Annotated in this window: 16 protein-coding genes; 3 read left to right on the top strand and 13 right to left on the bottom strand. The window is 64.0% G+C overall.

What is annotated here, in order from left to right; all coding sequences use genetic code 11:
• Positions 1–121 precede the first annotated feature (121 nt).
• From ahbA to DEBA_RS18860, 12 genes are all read right to left on the bottom strand, one after another.
• Positions 122–568 (bottom strand): siroheme decarboxylase subunit alpha, encoded by a 447-nt coding sequence (gene ahbA, locus DEBA_RS03945; protein WP_013257615.1) that lies wholly within the window; start codon positions 566–568, stop codon positions 122–124.
• Positions 569–724: 156 nt separating this feature from the next.
• Entirely contained in the window at positions 725–3,157 is a 2,433-nt protein-coding gene (locus DEBA_RS03940; RefSeq protein ID WP_013257614.1) for a hydrogenase iron-sulfur subunit, read from the bottom strand.
• 18 nt (positions 3,158–3,175) lie between these two features.
• Entirely contained in the window at positions 3,176–3,781 is a 606-nt protein-coding gene (locus DEBA_RS03935; protein WP_013257613.1) for a 2Fe-2S iron-sulfur cluster-binding protein, read from the bottom strand.
• Between the two features lie 31 nt (positions 3,782–3,812).
• Positions 3,813–5,714 carry an NADH-quinone oxidoreductase subunit NuoF gene (locus DEBA_RS03930; RefSeq protein ID WP_013257612.1) on the bottom strand — a complete coding sequence of 634 codons (1,902 nt, stop codon included), beginning with the start codon at positions 5,712–5,714 and terminating at the stop codon, positions 3,813–3,815.
• Positions 5,715–5,735: 21 nt separating this feature from the next.
• Positions 5,736–6,200 carry an NADH-quinone oxidoreductase subunit NuoE family protein gene (locus DEBA_RS03925; protein ID WP_013257611.1) on the bottom strand — a complete coding sequence of 155 codons (465 nt, stop codon included), beginning with the start codon at positions 6,198–6,200 and terminating at the stop codon, positions 5,736–5,738.
• A gap of 261 nt (positions 6,201–6,461) precedes the next feature.
• Entirely contained in the window at positions 6,462–8,195 is a 1,734-nt protein-coding gene (locus tag DEBA_RS03920) for a sigma-54-dependent Fis family transcriptional regulator (protein ID WP_013257610.1), read from the bottom strand.
• A 37-nt stretch (positions 8,196–8,232) separates the two neighbouring features.
• Positions 8,233–8,514, bottom strand: coding sequence for a hypothetical protein (locus DEBA_RS03915; RefSeq protein ID WP_187288584.1), 282 nt, complete (start codon positions 8,512–8,514; stop codon positions 8,233–8,235).
• 147 nt (positions 8,515–8,661) lie between these two features.
• Positions 8,662–9,528 (bottom strand): CoB--CoM heterodisulfide reductase iron-sulfur subunit B family protein, encoded by an 867-nt coding sequence (locus DEBA_RS03910; RefSeq protein ID WP_013257608.1) that lies wholly within the window; start codon positions 9,526–9,528, stop codon positions 8,662–8,664.
• Positions 9,529–9,577: 49 nt separating this feature from the next.
• Positions 9,578–11,251: a 4Fe-4S dicluster domain-containing protein gene (locus DEBA_RS03905; protein WP_013257607.1), complete on the bottom strand. Its 1,674-nt coding sequence runs from the start codon at positions 11,249–11,251 to the stop codon at positions 9,578–9,580.
• Positions 11,252–11,746: 495 nt separating this feature from the next.
• Positions 11,747–12,859, bottom strand: coding sequence for a heme b synthase (ahbD, locus tag DEBA_RS03900; RefSeq protein WP_013257606.1), 1,113 nt, complete (start codon positions 12,857–12,859; stop codon positions 11,747–11,749).
• A 120-nt stretch (positions 12,860–12,979) separates the two neighbouring features.
• The gene (locus tag DEBA_RS18030) at positions 12,980–13,654 is read right to left on the bottom strand and encodes a hypothetical protein (RefSeq protein ID WP_013257605.1); all 675 of its coding nucleotides are present in this window, start codon (positions 13,652–13,654) and stop codon (positions 12,980–12,982) included.
• A gap of 211 nt (positions 13,655–13,865) precedes the next feature.
• Positions 13,866–13,994, bottom strand: a complete 129-nt coding sequence (locus DEBA_RS18860) for a hypothetical protein (protein ID WP_280985135.1) — start codon at positions 13,992–13,994, stop codon at positions 13,866–13,868.
• Between the two features lie 189 nt (positions 13,995–14,183).
• On the opposite strand from DEBA_RS18860, the gene DEBA_RS03895 reads away from it, so the two are divergent.
• The 3 genes from DEBA_RS03895 (at position 14,184) to DEBA_RS03885 (ending at position 19,071) form a co-directional block, all read left to right on the top strand.
• Positions 14,184–14,822 (top strand): TetR/AcrR family transcriptional regulator, encoded by a 639-nt coding sequence (locus tag DEBA_RS03895; protein WP_013257604.1) that lies wholly within the window; start codon positions 14,184–14,186, stop codon positions 14,820–14,822.
• 30 nt (positions 14,823–14,852) lie between these two features.
• The gene (gene icmF / locus DEBA_RS03890) at positions 14,853–18,134 is read left to right on the top strand and encodes a fused isobutyryl-CoA mutase/GTPase IcmF (RefSeq protein ID WP_013257603.1); all 3,282 of its coding nucleotides are present in this window, start codon (positions 14,853–14,855) and stop codon (positions 18,132–18,134) included.
• A 367-nt stretch (positions 18,135–18,501) separates the two neighbouring features.
• On the top strand, positions 18,502–19,071 hold the full coding sequence (locus DEBA_RS03885; protein ID WP_013257602.1) for a DUF2179 domain-containing protein: 570 nt from the start codon (positions 18,502–18,504) through the stop codon (positions 19,069–19,071).
• A 58-nt stretch (positions 19,072–19,129) separates the two neighbouring features.
• On the opposite strand, the gene DEBA_RS03880 is transcribed toward DEBA_RS03885, so the two are convergent.
• Entirely contained in the window at positions 19,130–20,392 is a 1,263-nt protein-coding gene (locus DEBA_RS03880) for a lactate racemase domain-containing protein (protein WP_013257601.1), read from the bottom strand.
• Positions 20,393–20,394: the final 2 nt, after the last annotated feature.

Raw genomic sequence — 20,394 nt, 5'->3', positions numbered from 1 at the left:
GTTTCGTGGCGCAGCCGCCGGCCAACGCCAGCAAAAGCCCCGCCGCCAGGCCCAAACAACCATGGGCGCTTCATGCCCCTACCCTCCCCCATCGACGATGCGTCGGTCTGGCCGCCGGCCGTCAGATCGGAAAATCCACCTTGATCTTGAACATTTCCAGGGCCGGCATGCTGCATATATCGTCCACGCCGGTCTGCTCGGCCAGCCTGGCCAGGTGCTCGTCGATCTGGGCCATGTCCTCGGCGATGAAGGTGAACCAGACGTTGAACTCGTGACTGCGCAGATAGTTGTGGGTCACGCCGTGATGAGCGTTGACCGCCGCCACAAAGGCGTCCAGCTTTTCCGGGGCGACCTTGGCCCCGCAGAGCGTGGCCGCAAAGCCCAGGCTGGCGCTGTTGAAATTGCCGCCGATGCGCCGGATCACCCCGGAGCGTTTCATGGCCGCCAGGCGTTCGATGACTTCACCCTCGCCCAGGCCCACGGCCCGGCCCAACTCCAGAAACGGCCGCTCGGCGATGGGCAGGCGTGATTGCACCTCGCGCAGGATGGCCTTGTCTTTTTCGTCCATGCGTCTTCCCCGGCCGGGCGTGGTGAGAGTGCTTCCCGGCAAGGCCTTCAGGATAAGCCAAGCCCCGACCGCTGGCAAGCACATTACCAGCGGCCGGGGCGGGCTTGCGGTCAAGGCGGGGGGTGGCGGCCCCCCGTGACCGGGTGGTGGGCGTTTCTAACGCAGGGGCAAGGTGTAGATGGCCTCGCCGTCCCTGTGCTGGCGATGGATCAGGCCCTCGGAGACCATTTCGTGCAGGCTGTCCATGATGGCGTCCTGCTTTTCGGCGATGGCCTCGACCAGTTCGCTCACCGGCATGGGCCGCTTTTCACGCTGCAACACGCGGCGCACCCGGCTGGCGACCAGTTCCTCGCCGATGACGCCCAGCAGGTCGCGGTCGTAGTTGAGGGCGTTGCGCTGATCGCCGGGGTAGACCTCTTCCCAGGGCCGCCGCAGGCTGGCGCCCAGCACCCAGCGCACCCGCGAGTTGTTGACGGTGTCGTAGACGCCCTGGAGCTTTTCGACGTTCTGCGGCGTGCGCTCGATGGGCCCCAGTTGCTCGATGGTGGCCAGGAACGCGTTGACCGAGTTGATGAAAGCGGCGGGCTGGTTCATGTCGCAGTGGGCCAGGGCGATGCGCCGCCGGTCGAAGCCGCACAGGCCCAGGAGCTTTTTGAGCAAGCTCACGCGGCTCCAGGTGTGGTCCAGGCCATAGGAATGGTGGCACGACTCGGGCGGGCAGCCCAACAACAGCACGCCGTTGGCCCCGTCGAGGAAGGCCCGGGCCAGCACCGATGGGTCGAGCTGGCCGATGCAGCCCACCGGCAGCAGGTGCAGGCGGGGGTCGTAGGCCAGGCCCTTGGACCCGGCGTTGTCGGCGGCGGCCAGGCCACCCCAGGCGCAGCCATAGGCCAGCACGTCCAGCTCGCCCAGTTGGGCGGCCAGCTTGCCCGCCCGGGCCTCGCGCTGGGCGGTGGAGTTGTTTTGCAGGGTCAGGGCGTGATAGGGGCAGGCCGCCGCGCAGGTGCCGCCGCCGGTGCAGAGCATGGGGTCGACGTGACGGGGGATGTTGCCGCCCCGGCCCTGCACGGGCTCGATGCCGCCACAGTCGCAGATCTCCTTGCACAGGCCGCAGCCAATGCACTTGGATTCATCGACCACGCAGACCATGCGCGGCGCGTGAAGCTGGCCGGCCTTGGCCTTGTCGTAGAGTTCGGCGATCTGCTGGGCCACCCGCCGGCCCTGGCGCAGGGCCTCGGAGAGGTCGCAAGGATAGCTGGCGCTGCCGGCCAGGGGCGTTTCGTCGCGGCCGTGCATCTCCGGCCGCACCTTGGCGTGGTTTTGCAACAAAAAGCCGTTGTCGTGGGCGTGCAGGCCCAGGATCTCGGCCACGCGCCGGGCCTCCAGGCCCACCGCGCGCCGCGGGCTGAGCACCAGGCGGTCCCAGGCCAGCTCTTTTTCGGTGGCGTCGGCCGGGTCGCAGTAGGTCAGGTAGCCGGCCTGCACGGTGGGCCGCAGGGCCCCGTCATAGGCCAGCCACTTGACCTCCAGCTCGCGGCTGTGCTTGCGCTCGCTGGCCGAAAGCGGAATCTGCATCTTGTGGTTGTAGAGGATGGTCACGTCGGCCAGTTTGTTGTTTTCGCGCACGTAGCGGGCCATGTTCCAGGCCGCCCGCGACGAAAGATAGGCGAACTGACCCAGACCCGCCTCGTAGTCGTTGATCCAGAACACATAGCGGCCCTTGGGCGTGCCCTTGACCCAGAACAGCTCCTCGGCCTCGGTGTGGCAGATGACGCTGACGCCGTCGTGACCGAAGTCGCTGCCCTGGTTCTGCATCTCGCCGTCCAGGCAGGCGATGACCGCCCCGGCCTGGTAGGCGCGGGCCGGCCCGCCCTCGGGGCTGGCGAAGGAGACGGTGTAATCGCCGGTGCGGCCCAGCAGACCCGACAGTTCGCCCACGGTGATGCGCCGCACCAGGGGGCTCTGCTCCACCTCGCGCATGACCTGCTCCAGGCGGGGGTAGTAAAGCCGCTCGCCGGGATAATGCTCGTGGAGCATGCGCAGTTCGTCCCAGATGTTGTCGGTGTAGGCGGTCATGATCGCCTCGACGCCACGGCCGGCCAGTTCGTGGGCCGCCGCGTAGCTGGCGACGCCGCCGCCAACGATCATCACCGGGCCGTTGAGCTCGACCTTGGCCTCGACGCTGGGGACCATGGCGGCCAGGCCGGCGGCGGCGGCCAAAATCAGGCGCGCGCCCTTTTCGGCCATGGCCTCGGGGGCCAGTTCGTGCACGGCGGCCACGTGGTCGCGCAGGTTGACCACCTCGATCTGGCCCTTGCGCAGGCCGACGGCGGCCAGCTCATCCTCGAAGCGCTTGGCCATCAACCGCGATTCGCAGCCGGCCACGATCAGCCGATCGAGGCCCAGTTCGGTCACGGCCTTGTTGATCTCGGCCAGGCCCGGGGCCTGGCAGGAAAAAGGCAGCGTCTGGCAGTGAGCGACCAGGCCGTCGGCCATGATCAGCTCGGTCAACTTGGCCAGGTCCACCGCCGGAGAGACGCGCCCGCCGCATTGGCAGAGGAAGACGCCGATTTTATAGTCGTTACCCATGTCCATCCTCCTTCGGGCCTACTTGGACCCGGCGCCCAAGATCACCTTGGGCTTGCCGCGCAACATGTCGAACCGCCGAGCCATGGCCCCGGTGGGGCAGATGGTCAGGCACGAGCCGCAGGCCACGCAGTCGTCGGTGGGCTGCATGTAGGGCGGGGCGACCTGCTTGTGCGCGCCGCGGCCCACGGTGGAGATGGCCTTGGCCCCCACGACCTCCTCGCAAACCCGCACGCACAACCCGCAGAGCATGCAGTCCTCGTTGGGGTCGTTGATCTTGAAGCGGGTCTTGGTCACGCCATATTGGGCGGCCAGGTCACGAACCTCCTTGGCGGCCGGGCACTGGGCCAGGAGCATCTCCAGGATCCAGCGCCGCACGTTCTGCACCTTGGGGCTGTCGGTGTAGATATTGATGCCCTCGGCCACCGGGTACATGCAGCTGATCACCACCTTGGACCAATCGCCGTCGCGCAGCTCCACCACGCACAGCCGACAGGCCCCCGACGGGCTGACCGCCTCATGGTAGCACAGGGTTGGTATGTGCAGGCCATAGTGCCGGGCGGTCTCCAACACGGTCCAACCGGGCTGGGCCTCGACTACCTGGTCGTTGATCGTAAATTTAATCATCGCTATGCCTCCATCGGCCAGGCGTCGGCCGTCAGGAAATCACCACCGCGCCAAATTTGCACGAATCGTAGCAAACGCCGCAACGGATGCAGAGGGACTGGTCGATCTGGTGCGGCTTTTTCTTTTCGCCGCTGACGGCCGACTGGGGGCACAAGCGGGCGCAAGAGCCGCAACCGGTGCATTTGTCGACGTCGATGGCGAAGGTGATGAGCTCCTTGCACACGCCGGCCGGGCATTTCTTGTCGGTGATGTGGGCCAGGTATTCGTCGCGGAAATACTTGAGCGTGGTCAGCACCGGATTGGGCGCGCTGCCGCCGAGGGCGCACAGCGAGCCGTCCTTGACCGCCGCCGACAAGCTGAGGATGGCCTCGATGTCCTCCTCCTTGCCGCGGCCGGCGCTGATTTCGTCGAGCATCTCGCGCAGCCTGGTCACGCCCAGGCGGCAGGGCAGGCACTTGCCGCAGGATTCCTCCTCGAGAAAACGCAGGAAGTAGCGGGCCACGTCGACCACGCAATCGCGCTCGTCCATGACGATCATGCCGCCCGAACCCATCATCGAGCCGGCCTTGGTCAGCGAGTCGAAATCCACCGCCACATCACGCAGGGCGTAGGGCAGACAGCCGCCCGAGGGCCCACCGGTCTGCACGGCCTTGAAGGGCTTGCCGCCGGGCACGCCGCCGCCGATGTCCTCGACGATGGTCCTCAGCGGCACGCCCATGGGCACCTCGACCAGGCCCACGTTGTTGACCTTGCCCACCAGCGAAAAGACCTTGGTGCCGGTGCTGTGGGGCACGCCGATGCCGGCGAACCACTGGCCGCCGTTTTCGATGATCTGGGGCACGTTGGCCCAGGTCTCGACATTGTTGAGCACCGTGGGTTTGCCCCACAGGCCCTCCTCGGCCGAACGGACGTACTTGGGCCGGGGCTCGCCGGCCTTGCCCTCGATGGAGGTGAACAGGGCCGTGGATTCGCCGCAGACAAAAGCGCCCGCGCCACGGTTGATCTGAATGTCGAAGCTGAAGCCCGAGCCCAGGATGTTTTCGCCCAAAAGGCCCAGGGTCCGGGCTTGATCCATGGCCATGGTGAGGTGCTTGATGGCCACCGGATACTCGGCGCGCACGTAGATGAAGCCCTGATGGGCCCCCAGGGCGAAGGCCCCCAGGATCATGCCCTCGATGACGGCGTGGGGGTCGCCCTCCATGACCATGCAGTCCATGAACGCGCCGGGGTCGCCTTCGTCGCCGTTGCAGACCACGTAGACCGGCCCGCCCTTTTTCTTGGCCGCGGCCATGGCCCCGCGCCACTTGCGGCCGGTGGGGAAGCCCGCGCCGCCACGGCCGCGCAGACCCGACTTTTCGACCTCGCGCACCACGTGTTCCGGCGTCATCTCGAGCAGGGCCTTGGCCAGGGCCTGATAACTGCCGATGGCGATGGAGTCGGCGATATCGGTGGGGTCGATGCGGCCGATATTGCGCAAAACCACCCGCTGTTGCAGGTTGTAGAAAGGTATGTCGGCGGCCTTGATGATCTTTTCACCGGTGTTGGGGTTGCGGTAGAGCAGGCGCTCCACCGGCTGGCCCTCGATGATGGTGCTTTGGATGATCTCGCCGACATCCTCGGGTTTGACTTTTTGGTAGAAAATGCCCTCGGGCTGGATGATCACCAGCGGCCCGCGGGAACAGAAACCGTGACAGCCGGTGGTCTTGATCCCCGGACGCACTTCAATGTCCAGGTCGGCCTCGGCCAGGGCCTTGCGCATGGCCTCGGTGACCTTGGGACTGCCGGCCGCCAGGCAGCCGGTGCCATGACAGACCACGATCTCGGTCTTGGCCGGATCCTTGGCGGCCAGAATCTGCTGGCGCAGGTCGTCCAGCGCCTGGCGCGAGGCCAAGCGAAACTCCGACAGGCTCTCCATCGATATTGCTTTTGCCATCAGGACTTCTCCCGCCGGACCCTAGTCTCGGGCCACGTTGTCTAGCAGCTTGTCCAGCTTGCCGGGGGTCGCGCCGGCGTGATATTCGTCATCGACAACCACCACCGGCGCCATGGCGCAGGCGCCCAGGCAGTGGACCGCCTCCAGGGAGAACTTGAGGTCTGGCGACGTTTCGTCGGGCTTGATGCCCAACTTGCGCTCCACCGCGTCGGCCAGACGTTGCGCGCCCTTGAGGTGACAGGCCGTGCCCATGCACACGCGAATCTTGTGCTCACCCTTGGGCTTCAGGCTGAAGGATTGATAAAAAGTGGCCACCGAATAGGCCCTGCTCTTGGGCACACCGGCGTGGTCACAGACGCGGTCCATGGCCTCGGGCGAGATGTAGCCGTAGGCCGCCTGAATGTCTTGCAGCAAAAATATGAGATATTCGGGTTTGGCCGGATATCTGTCGATCAGCTCATCCAGTTGCACTGCTTGCGCGCTCATTGAAACCTCCTTTGCCAAAGCGGCCAGGCGCGGCCGCTTTGGCCTCAAGCAGAGCAAAAGTCGGGCCAGCCGGTCAATATAGTGAAAACACTAACAAAAGCGATAAATGGTAATACCAGATAGGAGAATTGAAACGACTGAGGTTTCATTCAGCCGCCCGTTCAGCGGACCATTCAGGGCTCACGACAGGATAACACTTTGAATTTATTGATTTATTGCCATTGAAACAAGAGACGAAACAGGTGAAACGACTTGCAACACTCAGGCCAGGCCCAGCGCCTTCATCCGCCGCCACAAAGACGTCCGGCTCAGGCCCAAAAGCGCCGCCGCCTCGCCACGACGGCCGCCGGCCTTGCGCAGGGCCTCGGCGATGGCCTCGCGTTCGCCGTCCTGGCCCGGCCGGGGGGGCCGGTCCGCAGCGGCCGGGCCGGAGAGCCGCTCGTGGGCGAACTCGTCCAGCGCCGGCAGATTGTGCGGAAAAATCACCGGGCCGCGCACGAAGACAAAGGCGTGCTCCATGACCCGCTCCAACTCGCGCACGTTGCCGGGCCAGGCGTAGTTATTGAATACTTTCATCACCTTGGGGTCGACCGAGCGCACCTGCTTGTTGTATTTGACATTGAGCTTTTCGATAAAGCCGCGCACCAGCAGCGGCATGTCGCCCTGGCGGCGGCGGAGCGGCGGCAAAGTCATCGGCACCGTGCGCAGGCGGTAGAACAAGTCCTCGCGGAAGCGGCCGTCCTTGAGGGCCTGGCCCAGGTCGCGGTTGGTGGCGCTGATGATGCGCGCGTCCATGGTGATCAGCCTGGTGCCGCCCACCCGCTCGAAGACCTTCTGCTCCAGCACGCGCAGCAGCTTGACCTGCAACTCGGGCTTGAGTTCGCCGATCTCGTCCAAAAACAGCGTGCCGCCCCTGGCCAGTTCGAACCGGCCCACCCGCGAACGCACCGCGCCGGTGAAGGCGGCCTTTTCGTGGCCGAACATCTCCGACTCCAGGAGCGTCTCGGCCAGGGCCGAGCAGTTGACCGCCACGAACGGCCCCTGGCGGCGCGGCGAGTTGTGGTGGATGGCCCGGGCGAACAGCTCCTTGCCCGTGCCGCTCTCGCCCTGAATCAGCACGCTGGCCTCCGAGGCCGCCACGTCGGGCAGCATCTCGAACAGCCGCCGCATGGGCTGGCTCTGGCCGATGATGTCGGTGAAATGGGGCCCGTTGTCACCGACATCCTGGGCCTGTTCCTGCTCCAGCAGGGGGCGGAAGGTCTCCACCGCGCCCACCACGGTCCCGCCGGCGTCCTTGATCACGCTGGTGTTGACCAGGATGCCCAGGCGCTTGCCCTCCTTGTGCAGCATGCGCACGTCCTGATCCATGCGCGTCACCCCGCTGTCCAAGGTCGTGCGCAGGGGGCAGCCCGCTTCGCAGAGGTCGGAGCGAAAAATGTCCCAGCAGTGGCGGCCCAGCACCTCCTGGCGACGATAGCCGGTCAGGCGCTCGGCGGCCTGGTTGAACGAGGTGATGCGCCAGCGGGTGTTGATGGTGAAAATGCCCTCGGCCAGGTTGTCGACCAGGGCCGAATAGGCCATGCGTGGCATTTCGGGCAGGCGCTCGGAAGGCTCGAAGCGGCCCTCGCGCAGGGGCGCGAAGTCGACGTCGCGGAAGTTGAAGATCACCCCGCCGATGCGCCCGGGCCGCTCGAAAAAGGGGCTGGCCGCGCAATCGGCGCTGAAGGTGTGGCCGGTGGCGTCGGTCATGGCCGCGCGCAGGCCCAGGCGGCTTTCGCCCCGGCCCAGGGCCGCGCCGATGGCCCCGACGACCTCGTCGAGCCCCTCGCCGCGAAAAAAACGCTCTGGCCGAAAATGCTGGCCCGGCTCCACGCCGCCGCCCAGCAGGTGCCGGGCGGTCATGTTCAGGCCCATGATCATCAGCGCGCTGTCCAAGAGCAACACGCCGTCGCCGGCCAGGGAGGGCGGCGCGTTTTTTTCGGCCGAATCAATCATGGTCGGCGGTCTTGGCTCCCGGCCGGGGCTGGCGCGCTCAGCGCGGGCCCGGCGGCCTAAGCTTCAGGTCGAAGATCAGCTCCACCTGCTGGTCGCTGAGAAACGACGAGACGTTCCAGCACAGGGCGCGCAGCTCTTGTTCGGCCAGGCCCGACCGCAACAGCTCGGCCGCCGCCGGCAGTTCGCGGCCGACCTCCCGGGCCACCAGGCGCAGCCGCTCCAAGCTCCGGCCGTCCCCGGCCTGGTGCGCCAGGCGATAAGCCCCCACCAGGGCGTTGACCCTGGCCACCGAACACCTCTTGCACGTGCGGTCGTTCATGGCTGCACCAGCGGCGTGACCCGGCGCGCCGCGCGGGCCGCCGAGCCCCAAGGCCGGTCAACCCGCCTCGGCCCGCACGGCCACCACCGACTCGGCCGCGGTCTCGCGCCCGCCGGCAACCTTCGCCAGCGGGCGCGAAAGCGCGCGTTATTCCATGTGGTTGGCCACCCAGGCCCCAGCCACGGCGTTGGCCTGCAGGCCCAGTTTGTCCTCGGGCAGGCCCAGGGCCAGGCCCAGCAACTGCGGATAGAGCAGCGAGGGCAAGGCGTCGAGCTCCTTGTCGTCTTGTAGCATCTGGGCCTGGATCGTGTCGAACTGGATCTGGCAGTAGGTGCAGGCCGAGCAGATGATCGCCGCGCCGGCCTGGTGGCCGCTGTCGATCTTCATCTTGGCGATCTTGCGGCTCAAATCATCGTTCTTTTCCCACAGCGGCGCGCCGCAGCAATCGAGCTTGCGGCCCCAGGCCACGCTCTTGGCCCCGGTCAGCTCGACCAACTCGTCGAAAAGCTTGGGACCGAAGGGGTCGTCGAACTGGGTCACGGCGCTGGGCCGCAGGGCGTGGCAGCCATAATGCACCGCCACCTTGAGCCCGCCAAAACGGCGCGTGATCTTGTCCTTGAGGGCCTTGAGGCCCACCTCGTCGTGCAACACCTGCAAAATGTGACGCACGTTGGCCTTGCCCTGATAGCGCAGGCCCTCGCCGGCCAGCACCCCGTTGACCTTGGCCAACAGGCCCTGATCCTCGGCCAGGGCGTGGATGGCGTGCTTGAAGCTGCCGAAACAGCACTTGCAGGGCGTGAGCAGATCCAGGCCGGCCTGTTCGGCCATGGCCAGGTTGCGCGCCGCCGAGACCAGATGGGCCACGGCGTCCTGGTTGCGCACGGGGTAGCCGCAGCAGCCGAACTCCATATCGACAAGCCCCACGCCCATCTTGTCCAACACCGCCCGCGAGGCGGTTTCGTAGTGGCTCATGTAAAAGGGTATCTTACAGCCACGGAACCAGGCGAATTGCATCTTTAATGCTCCTTGCCAGCTGTGGATCGAATCCACGTGCGCCGGTCGCTCAGGCCACGTCCTCCAGGCCGCTCTTGACCCGCTGGTAGCCCATGTTCTTCAGTTCGTAGAGAATGTCGGTGATCGGCACGCCCTGGGGACACTGTTCCTGGCAGCGATAGCAGGTCAGGCAGTCGTAGTTCATGCGCGCGCCCATGGCCAGATCGACCATGCCCATGGCCAGCGCGTGCATGATCTGGTGCGGAACCAGATCCAGGCTCTTGATCGGCTCGGCGTGGGCGGCCACCACCGGGCAGGAGTTGGTGCAGGTCTGGCATTCGAAGCACTTGCGGAACTTGTCGGCCTGGAAGACCAGGCTCTTTTCGGGCCGCGCCAGCTTGACGGCCTGGCCCTTGCCCGGCCGGCCCAAGCCGCTGACGGCCTGGCGGGCGACGACAAAGGTCGAGACCACGCCGCGATGCTCCAGCTCCTGGCTCAGAGCCGTCCACAAGCCCTGGAGGTTGATGCCAACCGGGCACAGGTCGGTGCAGCGGTGGCAGCGGGTGCAGATGTCGTTGGCGTCGCGCAGGGCGAAAAGCTGGGCGTCGGTTAGGCGATCTCCGGCGACCAGGCTGCGGAAGGCGGCCAGCTTCTCGGAGGGCAAAATGCCGTCGTTGCCCATGGTCTGGAACGATGCCAGCACCGAGCAGTGCAGCGTGCAGGTGCCGCAGTGGGTGCAGGCGTCCAGGTCGATGGCCCGGCGCAGGGCCACCGCCGCCGGCGCGGCCGTCTTTTCGTCCATCACCTGGCTGACCACCATGGCGATGGGGCTGGTGATGATGTGCAAGAACTTGCTGAAGGGCAGGTAGATCAGGCCCAGCAGGCAAGCGAAATAGTGCAGATAATAGAGCAGGCTGGGCGCATCGAGGCGATCGAGGGCCCCGGCGGCCGGCTTCATGACCTGGGCCGCGGCGTAGCTCATGAAGGCCGCGTTGGGCTCGGAGTGGCACGAGGCGCAGGAGTCGGCGTGCAGCTCGGCGCCGGCGGCCAGGGTCTCCTCGTCGGAGGGGAGTTCCTCGCCGCTGAAGGCCACCGAAAAGTTCTTGGCCCAATAGGCTTTGAGGGCGGTGAGCTCCTCGCCCTCCAGGCTGCCGTAGTCTTCGTTCATGCGCATGAAGTCGCGCTGGCTGATGATCTTGGCCCCTTCCAGCACCACGCCCGAGCACATGATCACCGCCAGCAGCGTCAGGGCGATCTTGTCGGCCCCGCCGCTGATGGCCTTGATCGGCTTGATCGTCACCCGGCGATAGATGGCCACGCCCACGCCAGCCAACACCACCAGGCCAAAGAAGTTGCGCAGGAACAAGTAGGGGTTGAGCGTCGACTGGAAGTCGTCGAACACCGCCACGCTGACCACGCTCTGCAAAGCGTGGAAGATCAGCAGCAGCATGAAGCCCACGTAAATACAGATATGGGCCGCCCAACGCAGCTTGTCCTGCTTGTAGACTTTTTGCTGCAACAGCACGTCCAGGACCAGGGCCTTGACCAGGGTCACGACCTTGGCGCTGAAGATCGTCCCCAGCAAGCCGCTGACCGCCGCCAGGGCCCGCGCCCCCGCGCCGGCCTGCCTGGCCTCGTCGCCCACATTGCGCCACAACCAGGCGCCCAGGCGAAAAAGCATGCCCAGGCCGAACAGAGTCAATGCCAGATGCAGGCCAACTATCGTCACATTATCATTGGGCATTATTCCTCTCCGGATGACTGGCGGCCTCTGTCGCCGGCCCATGCTGGCCGACGCCTCGCGCCGATCTCGCCACGGAAGGTCGACCCTCCACGGCGGCCGTTAGCATTGCATAGTATTTCGGTAGAAAATATCATGTATCCAGCAGTCGTAGCCGTATATTCTTAGCCCATAAACCGCGACTTGGCAACCACCGCCATCGCAAATACCCAATATATATAGGCACATTAGCGGTAACCGCGCCCAGCCCGGGGGCATGCGCCGGCATGCGTGATTCATGGCAAGTTTGGTGCCAGCGGACGGTCGGGGCCTAATTGCCCGCCATAACATACAAAACCCCGCCAAGGCTTCTTCTAGCAACGCCTCCGGGACAAAGGTTTTGTTTCATCGATATGCAAATTATAGAGCGTAAAGCCATTACGCCAACGAAAACAAAATATTACACTATGGTGACGTTTCAAGGCAACTGGAACATATGGAACATCATGCAACGACAGCCTAGCGGAGCGCCGGCTGGTGCACGCACAACGGCTCCTCGGCCAGCACATCACCCGTGGCCTCGAAGGCCCGAGCACGACAGCCGCCGCACACCCGCCGATACTCGCAACGCCCGCATTTGCCGCCCAGCAGGTTGGGGTCACGCAGTTTGCCAAAAAGCTCGGACTCTTGCCAAATGCGCGAAAATGGCTGCTTTTTCACGTCGCCAGCCGGCAAATCCAGATAGCCGCAGGCCTGCACCTGGCCCACATGGCTGACAAAGGCGAAGCCCTGGCCGCCCAGGCAGCCCTTGCTCACCGCGTCCAGCCCGTGGCTCTGGAAGGTCAGGTCCAGGCCATCGGCCTTGGCCCGTTGGCGCAGCACGCGGAAATAATGCGGCGCGCAGGTGGCCTTCAGCTCCATGCAGGCCTTGCCGCGCTGGTCGTAAAACCAGTTTAGCACGTCTTCGTATTCCTCGGCGCTGATGATCTCGCCGCTGAGCGCCCGGCCGCGGCCGGTGGGCACCAACAAAAAGATATGGTGAGCCACCGCGCCAAGCCGCTGGGCCAAGTCCTGGATCGCCTGCATCCACGGCAGATTGCCCCGCGTCACGGTGGTGTTTACCTGAAACTCCAGGCCGGCCGCCCTGGCCGCGGCGATGCCGGCCATGGAGCCCTCGAAGGCCCCCTGCTGGCCACGAAAAACGTCGTGGCTCTGGGCGTCGGGCCCGTCGATGGAAACCGAGATGCGTTGAATGCCCGCCTCCACCAGCCGCCGGGCCACCTCCGGGGTGATCAACACGCCGTTGGTGCCCATGACCATGCGCAGGCCCAGCCCGTGGCCATAGGCCGCCAAGTGAAAGATATCGTGGCGCAAAAGCGGTTCACCGCCGGTGAGGATCACCACCGGCCGGCCCATGGTCGCCAGATCGCGCAGCAACTCCTCGCCCTGGGCGGTGGTCAATTCATCGGGGTAGCATTCGTCCTCGGCCCCGGCCCGACAATGCAGGCAGCGCAGATTGCAGCGCCTGGTGGTCTCCCAGGCCAATAGCCGCAGCGGCGGGACGCCGCCTTCGTTTTTCGCCAAACCGGCCGGGTGGCCGCCGGGGTGCGCGCCGTGGGGGTGCTGGTGCATGGCCGCTCCATCATTAGATATAGATGCCACGAGTCTATCCGCGATGGGGCGTGTTGGCAAGGCGGAACGATGATACAAAAGCGATTGAACGTGCACAACAGCGAAGAACATAGACGAGCTTTAACGAATCATATCAAGCCATTTATCAGATTCAATTTGTGGATAGATCACATGAATCATCTCTTTAGCTTCTTGCGACATTAACAACCTATTTCTAAGCTCAGCAGCAAAAGATTGGCGAATAAAACGGTGCCGAGCCCAATAATGAATTGCCGCTAAAAATAACGGATGATGGCCAATCGTATCAATGTAATTTGTATATCCATGATAATCTTCTTTTGAGATAAGCCTATCTTGCCATGCCCCATGAGCTAACGTTAACAAAATAATAATACGTTCCGCCAAATAAGTTCCATATCTAAATCGGTCTTTACCTTCGGAAAAGAAATCGTTTTCTTCCCAGGGCCAGTCAACTATATCTTGAACGTTTTCCCAACGCTTATAGCTTCCAGATGTACCATGAAGGAGCGCTGACAATAGCCTGTCAGCCTTATCTTTTGGCAAAATATTATCATCACATACCATAAAAAATGATTCTAAAAACGGCTTAGACCTAACAACAGCAAAAATTTCGTTATCCGCTGCAATTAGAGAATACTTCGCATCGATCTCATTTTGCATTTGGTACTTTTTAACGGCTTTTCCTCCAATCCAGGCACCATACACTAGCGCGCCAACACTGATGGACGCAAAAGCAAACTCAAGTGATTCCTTCGCGACGTTAATCCACTCCATATTTTGACCTCGATATACTATCGTTCACGTTATCAATAAATAATTTTTCCATTCTTTGCGCGTCACATGCGCACAGTTCACAGCACAAACAAAATGTTTTTGATTTACTTACACATAAACTGACAGAGAAAACCAACATACATTTGTTAATATTCCGTGGTCAATCTTGAGCCGTTTGAGATATTCTGTACAGATAGTACAGAGATAGTATTCACCTGGCACTGCCGCCCCTGGCGCACCAACCGAACACGCCAATGCTTTTCGCGCCAAAACGCCGCGCCAGTTCCGGCCGCTCGGCGGCAATGACCCGCACGACCTCAAACCCATTGTCTTTGCTCATTTCTCCCCGCCCGACTCACGCGCGCCGCGACACGGCGGGCGCTTCTATTATATAATCACCGCGCCCGCCCGGGGCGCGAAAGCGCCGCCCGCCCCAAAACCCTTGACAGGCCGGCTAAAATTTGGGTAGACTACTCACCGAGCGAGCGCTCAGTCAGCGCAAGCTCGCCAACAGACGGGAAACAGTAGCATGACGCCAAGCCAACGGGAAGCAAGCGCTCGCCAAATCCCCACCGTGGTCAAGGACCAGGAGCTGGTCCAGCGCCGCCGCCGGCAGATCGCCGACGCGGCCGTCAGCCTGTTTCTGCAAAAGGGCTTTCACAAGACCACCACGCGCGAGATAGCAAAAAGCGCCGGAATTTCCATTGGTTCGCTCTATGAATACGTCCAGACCAAGGAAGACGTGCTCTATCTGGTCTGCCAGGCCATCCACCAGGAGATGGAGCAAAGCCTCCAGGCGCACATCGCCCACGGCGGCAGCGGGGCCCGCGCCCTGGAATCGGCCATCCAGGCCTATATCGCCGCCTGTGACGGCATGGGCCGGCACATCACCTTCATCTATCAAGAGACCAAGAGCCTGCCCGCCGAGTCCAAGCGCTACGTCCTGGAGCACGAGCTGCGCATCACGGGCATGTTCATCGGGCTGCTGCGCCGGGGCGTCGAGGACTATTCGTTGCGGCCGCTCAACCGCGGCGAGATCGAGCTGATGGCTCACAACATCATGGTGCTGGGCCACATGTGGGCCTTTCGGCACTGGGCCCTGGCCGGCATCGGCCTGGCCAAATATATCGAGGATCAGTCGGCCCTGCTGATGGGCCAGCTTGTTTAGCAATCACATCCCCAAACCAAGGGGGGAGCCATGACCGAACCGATCAAGCCCTACACGCCCAAAAACCCGGTGCGCGCCGTGACGGCGGCGTCGCTTTTCGACGGCCACGACGCGGCCATCAACATCATCCGCCGCATCTTGCAGGGCACGGGCGTGGAGGTGATCCACCTGGGCCACAACCGCTCGGTGAGCGACGTCGTCCGCGCCGCCGTGCAGGAGGACGTCCACGCCATCTGCGCCAGTTGCTATCAGGGCGGCCACGTGGAGTTTTTCAAGTATATCGTCGATCTGCTCAAGGAAAACAACTGCGGCCACATCAAGGTCTTTGGCGGCGGCGGCGGGGTCATCGTGCCCGAGGAGATCGCCGAGTTGCACGCCTATGGCGTGACCAAGATCTATTCGCCCGAGGACGGCCGGCGCATGGGCCTGCAGGGGATGATCAACCACCTGGTGCGGACGGTGGACTACAGTCTGGGCAATGGGCAAAAGCCAAACGATCTGGCCAAGCTGAGCGCCGATCGTCCCGACTTGGTGGCCCGGGCCATCACCCTGGTGGAGCGGGCGGCCCTGGCCGGCCAAGACATGAGCCAGTGGCGGGCGGCGTTGAAGCCGCTGATCGGCGAGCGGCCGGCCCCGGTGGTGGGCGTCACCGGCACGGGCGGGGCGGGCAAGAGCAGCCTCACCGACGAGCTGTTGATCCGCTTTTTGCACGATTTCCCCCAAAAGCGCGTGGCCGTGATCAGCGTCGACCCCACGCGGCGCAAGAGCGGCGGGGCGCTGCTGGGCGATCGCATCCGGCTCAACAGCATGGAGTCCGAACGCGTCTATCTGCGCTCGCTGGCCACGCGCAGCTCCGGCCTGGAGATCAGCCAGGGCCTGGATGACGTCATCGCCGTGACCCGGGCGGCCGGCTTCGACCTGATCCTGGTCGAGACCGCCGGCATCGGCCAGGGCGACGCGGCGGTGGTCGACCACGTGGACATCAGCCTCTATGTCATGACCAGCGAGTTCGGCGCGGCCTCGCAGCTGGAAAAGATCGACATGCTCGATTTCGCCGACATCGTCGTCATCAACAAGTTCGACCGCCGGGGGGCCGAGGACGCCCTGCGCGACGTGCGCAAGCAGCTTCAGCGCAATCGCGGCCTGTGGGACGTCGACCCCGAGGCGCTGCCCGTCTACGGGGCCATCGCCGCCCGCTTCAACGACGACGGCGTGACGGCCTTGTACCTGGGCCTGCTGGACAAGATCAGGCAAAAGACCGGCGTGGAGTTCGCCTCGCCGCGCCAGCGGCCCGCCATCAATTGCAGCGCCGACAAGACCATCATCGTGCCGGCCCATCGCGAGCGCTATCTCTCCGAGATCGCCGAGGCCATCCGTGGCTATCACCAAAAAACCCGCCAGCAGGCCGCGCTCGTCCGCCGCAGTTGGCAGATGAAAAACACCCACGACTATCTGGCCAAGCTCTGGCAGGGCGACAAGGAGCGCAAGCCGGCCCTGGACGCCCTGCGCGCCGAGGTGCACAAGCTCGAGGAAGGCCTCAGCGAGCGGACCCACCAGCTTTTGGCCCAGTGGCCCCAGTTGCAAAAGGCCTACTCCGGCAGCAAATACAAATACAAAGTGCGCGACAAGCAGTTCAGCGTGCCGCTGACCACCCGTTCGCTGTGCGGGCTCGACATCCCCAAGGTCTGCCTGCCCCAGTGGGAGGATCCGGCCGAGATATATTCCTGGATGCGCGCCGAAAACCTGCCCGGCAACTTCCCCTTCACGGCCGGCGTGTTTCCCTTCAAGCGCACCGACGAAGACCCCACCCGCATGTTCGCCGGCGAGGGCGATCCCTTCCGCACCAACCGTCGCTTCAAGCTGCTCAGCCGCGACGCCAAGGCCGCCCGGCTCTCCACGGCCTTCGACTCGGTGACGCTCTACGGCTGGGATCCCGACCTGCGGCCCGACATCTACGGCAAGGTCGGCAACAGCGGTGTTAGCATCTGCACCCTCGACGACATGAAGGTGCTCTACGACGGCTTTGACCTCTGCGACCCCAACACCAGCGTCAGCATGACCATCAACGGCCCCGCGCCGATCATGCTGGCCTTTTTCTTCAACACCGCCCTCGACCAGCAACTGGCCAAATTCCAGCAAGAGCAAGGCCGCCAGCCCAGCGACGACGAGCGCCGCCAGATCATGGAGCGGGTGCTCCGCACCGCCCGAGGCACCGTCCAGGCCGATATCCTCAAGGAAGACCAGGGCCAGAACACCTGCATCTTCAGCATCGATTTCGCCCTGCGCATGATGGGCGACATCCAGGAATTTTTCATCAAAAACGACGTGCGCAACTTCTACAGCGTCTCCATCAGCGGCTATCACATCGCCGAGGCCGGGGCCAACCCCATCACCCAACTGGCCCTGACCCTGGCCAATGGCTTCACTTACGTGGAGTATTATCTGGCCAGGGGCATGAACATCGACGATTTCGCGCCCAACCTGTCGTTTTTCTTCTCCAACGGCATGGACCCGGAATACACCGTCATCGGCCGGGTGGCCCGGCGCATCTGGGCCGTGGCCATGAGCGAGCGCTACGGCGCCGGCCCGCGCAGCCAGATGCTCAAGTATCACATCCAGACCTCGGGCCGCTCGTTGCACAGCCAGGAGATCCAGTTCAACGACATCCGCACCACCCTCCAGGGGCTCTGCGCCATCTACGACAACTGCAACAGCCTGCACACCAACGCCTACGACGAGGCCATCACCACGCCCACCGAGGAGTCGGTGCGCCGGGCCCTGGCCATCCAGCTGATCATCAACCGCGAGTGGGGCCTGGCCAAGAATCAGAACCCCCTGCAAGGGGCCTTTATCGTCAACGAGCTGACCGACCTGGTGGAGGAAGCCGTCCTGGCCGAGTTCGACCGCCTGACCGCCCGCGGCGGCGTGCTGGGGGCCATGGAGACGGGCTACCAGCGCTCCAAGATCCAGGACGAGTCGATCTACTACGAGATCCAAAAGCACACCGGCGAGTTGCCGATTATCGGCGTCAACACCTTCCTGCCCGCCGGGGTCGAGCAGGAGCAAGAGCCGTGCGTGGTCGAACTGGCCCGGGCCACCGAGGAGGAAAAGCAAAGCCAGCTCCAGCGCTTGGCCCAGTTCCATCGGGCCCACGCCGAGCAGGCCCCGGCCGCCCTCCACAACTTGCAGCAGGTGGCCCTGGACGGCGGCAACATCTTCGCCGAGCTGATCAACACCGTGCGCCACTGCTCGCTGGGCCAGATCACCAAGGCCCTCTACGACGTGGGCGGCATGTACCGCCGGGGCATGTAAGACGAGGCTGCTGCACGGTGCAACATAACAAATGTTGTAAAAACAGATAATAACCTGTGAAACATACATGTTACCGTGCAGCAGCCGAAGCGCGCCAGGGACGGCGCGCCAAATCGCGAGCCTGATTAGGCGGGCGATTTGCGAGGCTTGGCAAAACCGCGCTTTTGCCAAGCCGATGCAGCACGGGGCAGGATGCCCCCGTGCCGCACTCTCAAGACAGACCGGGGGGCGGCGGGATCGCCTTCGGGCGGCCCGTCGCCTCGTCTCCCATCGCTCGATCCCGACCGCCCAGATGGTGGTTGGGATCGGCGTTTTTTGTGGTACATCTTAAAAGGAGGGCAATTTTTCAGAAAGGAGAGGTAGTTCCATGTTTTGGGGCATCGAGTGGTCGGTGTGGCTGTTGGGCCTGGGCATTTTCGTGGCCAGGGTGGCCGACGTCTCGGCCGGCACCATGCGCACCATCGCCATCGTCTCGGGCCGCACGCTCACCGCGTTTTTCCTGGGCCTGATCGAGATATCGGTGTGGTTGGTCGTCATCTCGGCGGTGATCACCCAGATCGCCGACGAGCCGTTACTGGGCGTGTTTTACGCCCTGGGCTTTTCGGTGGGCAACGTGGCCGGCATCAAGCTGGAAAAGCGCCTGGCCCTGGGCCACGTGATCATCCACGCCATCAGCCCGCGAAGCTCGCTGGCCATGGCCCAGGCCCTGCGCGATGCCGGCTATGCCGTGACCACCTTCACCGGCCAGGGCAAGGACGGCCCGGTGATCGAAGTGTTGCTGGCCTGCCGGCGCAAGGACGCCCAAAAGGCCACCGACATCATCACCAGCCTGGACCCGGACGCCTTCTACGTCACCGAACAGGCCAGCCACGTCAGCAAGGTTTACGGCCCCTTGGTGCCGCCCACCGGCTGGCGTGCCGTGCTCAAGAAGAAATAGCCCAAAGCCCCGCGCCCGGCCGCCAAGCCCTCGGGCCGAGCGCGGGGGTCGCCAAACCTCAGCCGGCGGTGGACACGTCGTGGGCGCTGCCGGTCTGGTTGACGAAATATTGCATGGTGGCGTTGGGCAACACCGCGCAGCGCGCGCCGGGGCCGTGCCATTTTTTCAGCAACTCCAGCGCCTTGTCCCATGACTTCACCCAGTGCGCGTCTTGGGGGTTGGCCACCCAGTCTCCGAAGGTCTTGTCCATGTGCGGGGCCACCACCACCACGTTGAGGCCGGGCGGCACGAAGCCGATGGGATATTGGCGGCCGCCGTAGTCACGGCCGAAGCTGCGAGCCAGATAATGGGTGACCTGGCCCTCGGGGGCGTTGGCCAGGCAGACCACGCTGCCCTGGAAATTGCCGGTGGCGATGGCCCCCAGCAGGATGGCGATGGCCATCTCGTTGGCCTTGGCAAAGGCGTTGACCACCACCACATCCATGTCGGTGGGCGTGGGTTCGGTGGCGTAGATCTCGCGGGCGGCGGCCACGGCCTGGAGGTGCTCGGCGATGGGGTCGCCGGCGAAAACGCCGATGGTGGCTCCCCGGCCGTTGGTCACCACGTCGACCTTGAAATCCAACTTGGCCAGGCGCACGGCTTCTTCGATCTCGAAGCGCAGAATATTGTTGTCGAAATTACCAAGACCCGTGGTCTCGACGGCCGATTTTTCCACGTCGATGTGAAAGTGGCTGATGGTGTCGATGTGCGAGACGCCGGGCAGGATGATCTTGCCGCCGCCGCTGAAGCCGACCTGGGCGTGGGCGGTGACGCAACCCAGGCCGACCTTGACCTGGGCCTGGGCCACCTCGCGGTTGATCAGCAGCCTGGCGCCCCGGCTGGTCACGCCCACCTCCACGCAGTTTTCGTAGATGTTGTGGTTGTAGACGCGGAAGCGCTCCAGGATATCGGCGCCCAGTTTTTTGCGAAACTCGTGGGCGGTGTGGGCCCCGTGGGAGCCCAGGGCGCAGACGAAAGTTATGTCGTCCTCGGCCAGGCCGGCGGCCAGCAGCTCCTCGATGACCACCGGGGCCAGTTCGGCGCAGCGCGTGGGCCGGGTGATGTCGTCGAAAACGATGCAGGCGCTCTTTTTGCCCCGGGCCAACTGGTGCAGCGGCGGGCAGCCGATGGGGTTCTTGATGGCCTGGGCGATGGCCTCCTGGCCGAGGGCCGGGCGCTCGGCCCCGCGCATGGGGCAAAAGGTGACGTCCCAATCGTCTGGCAGTTCGATTTCCACGTCCAGGTTGCCATACCACATCAATTCGGGCAGACGAATCTTCACGG

The organism is Desulfarculus baarsii DSM 2075, from assembly GCF_000143965.1.
GTDB classification, from domain to species: Bacteria; Desulfobacterota; Desulfarculia; order Desulfarculales; family Desulfarculaceae; genus Desulfarculus; species Desulfarculus baarsii.
Note: the sequence above shows the minus strand (reverse complement) of the source record. Positions and strands in the feature narration are given on the sequence as shown.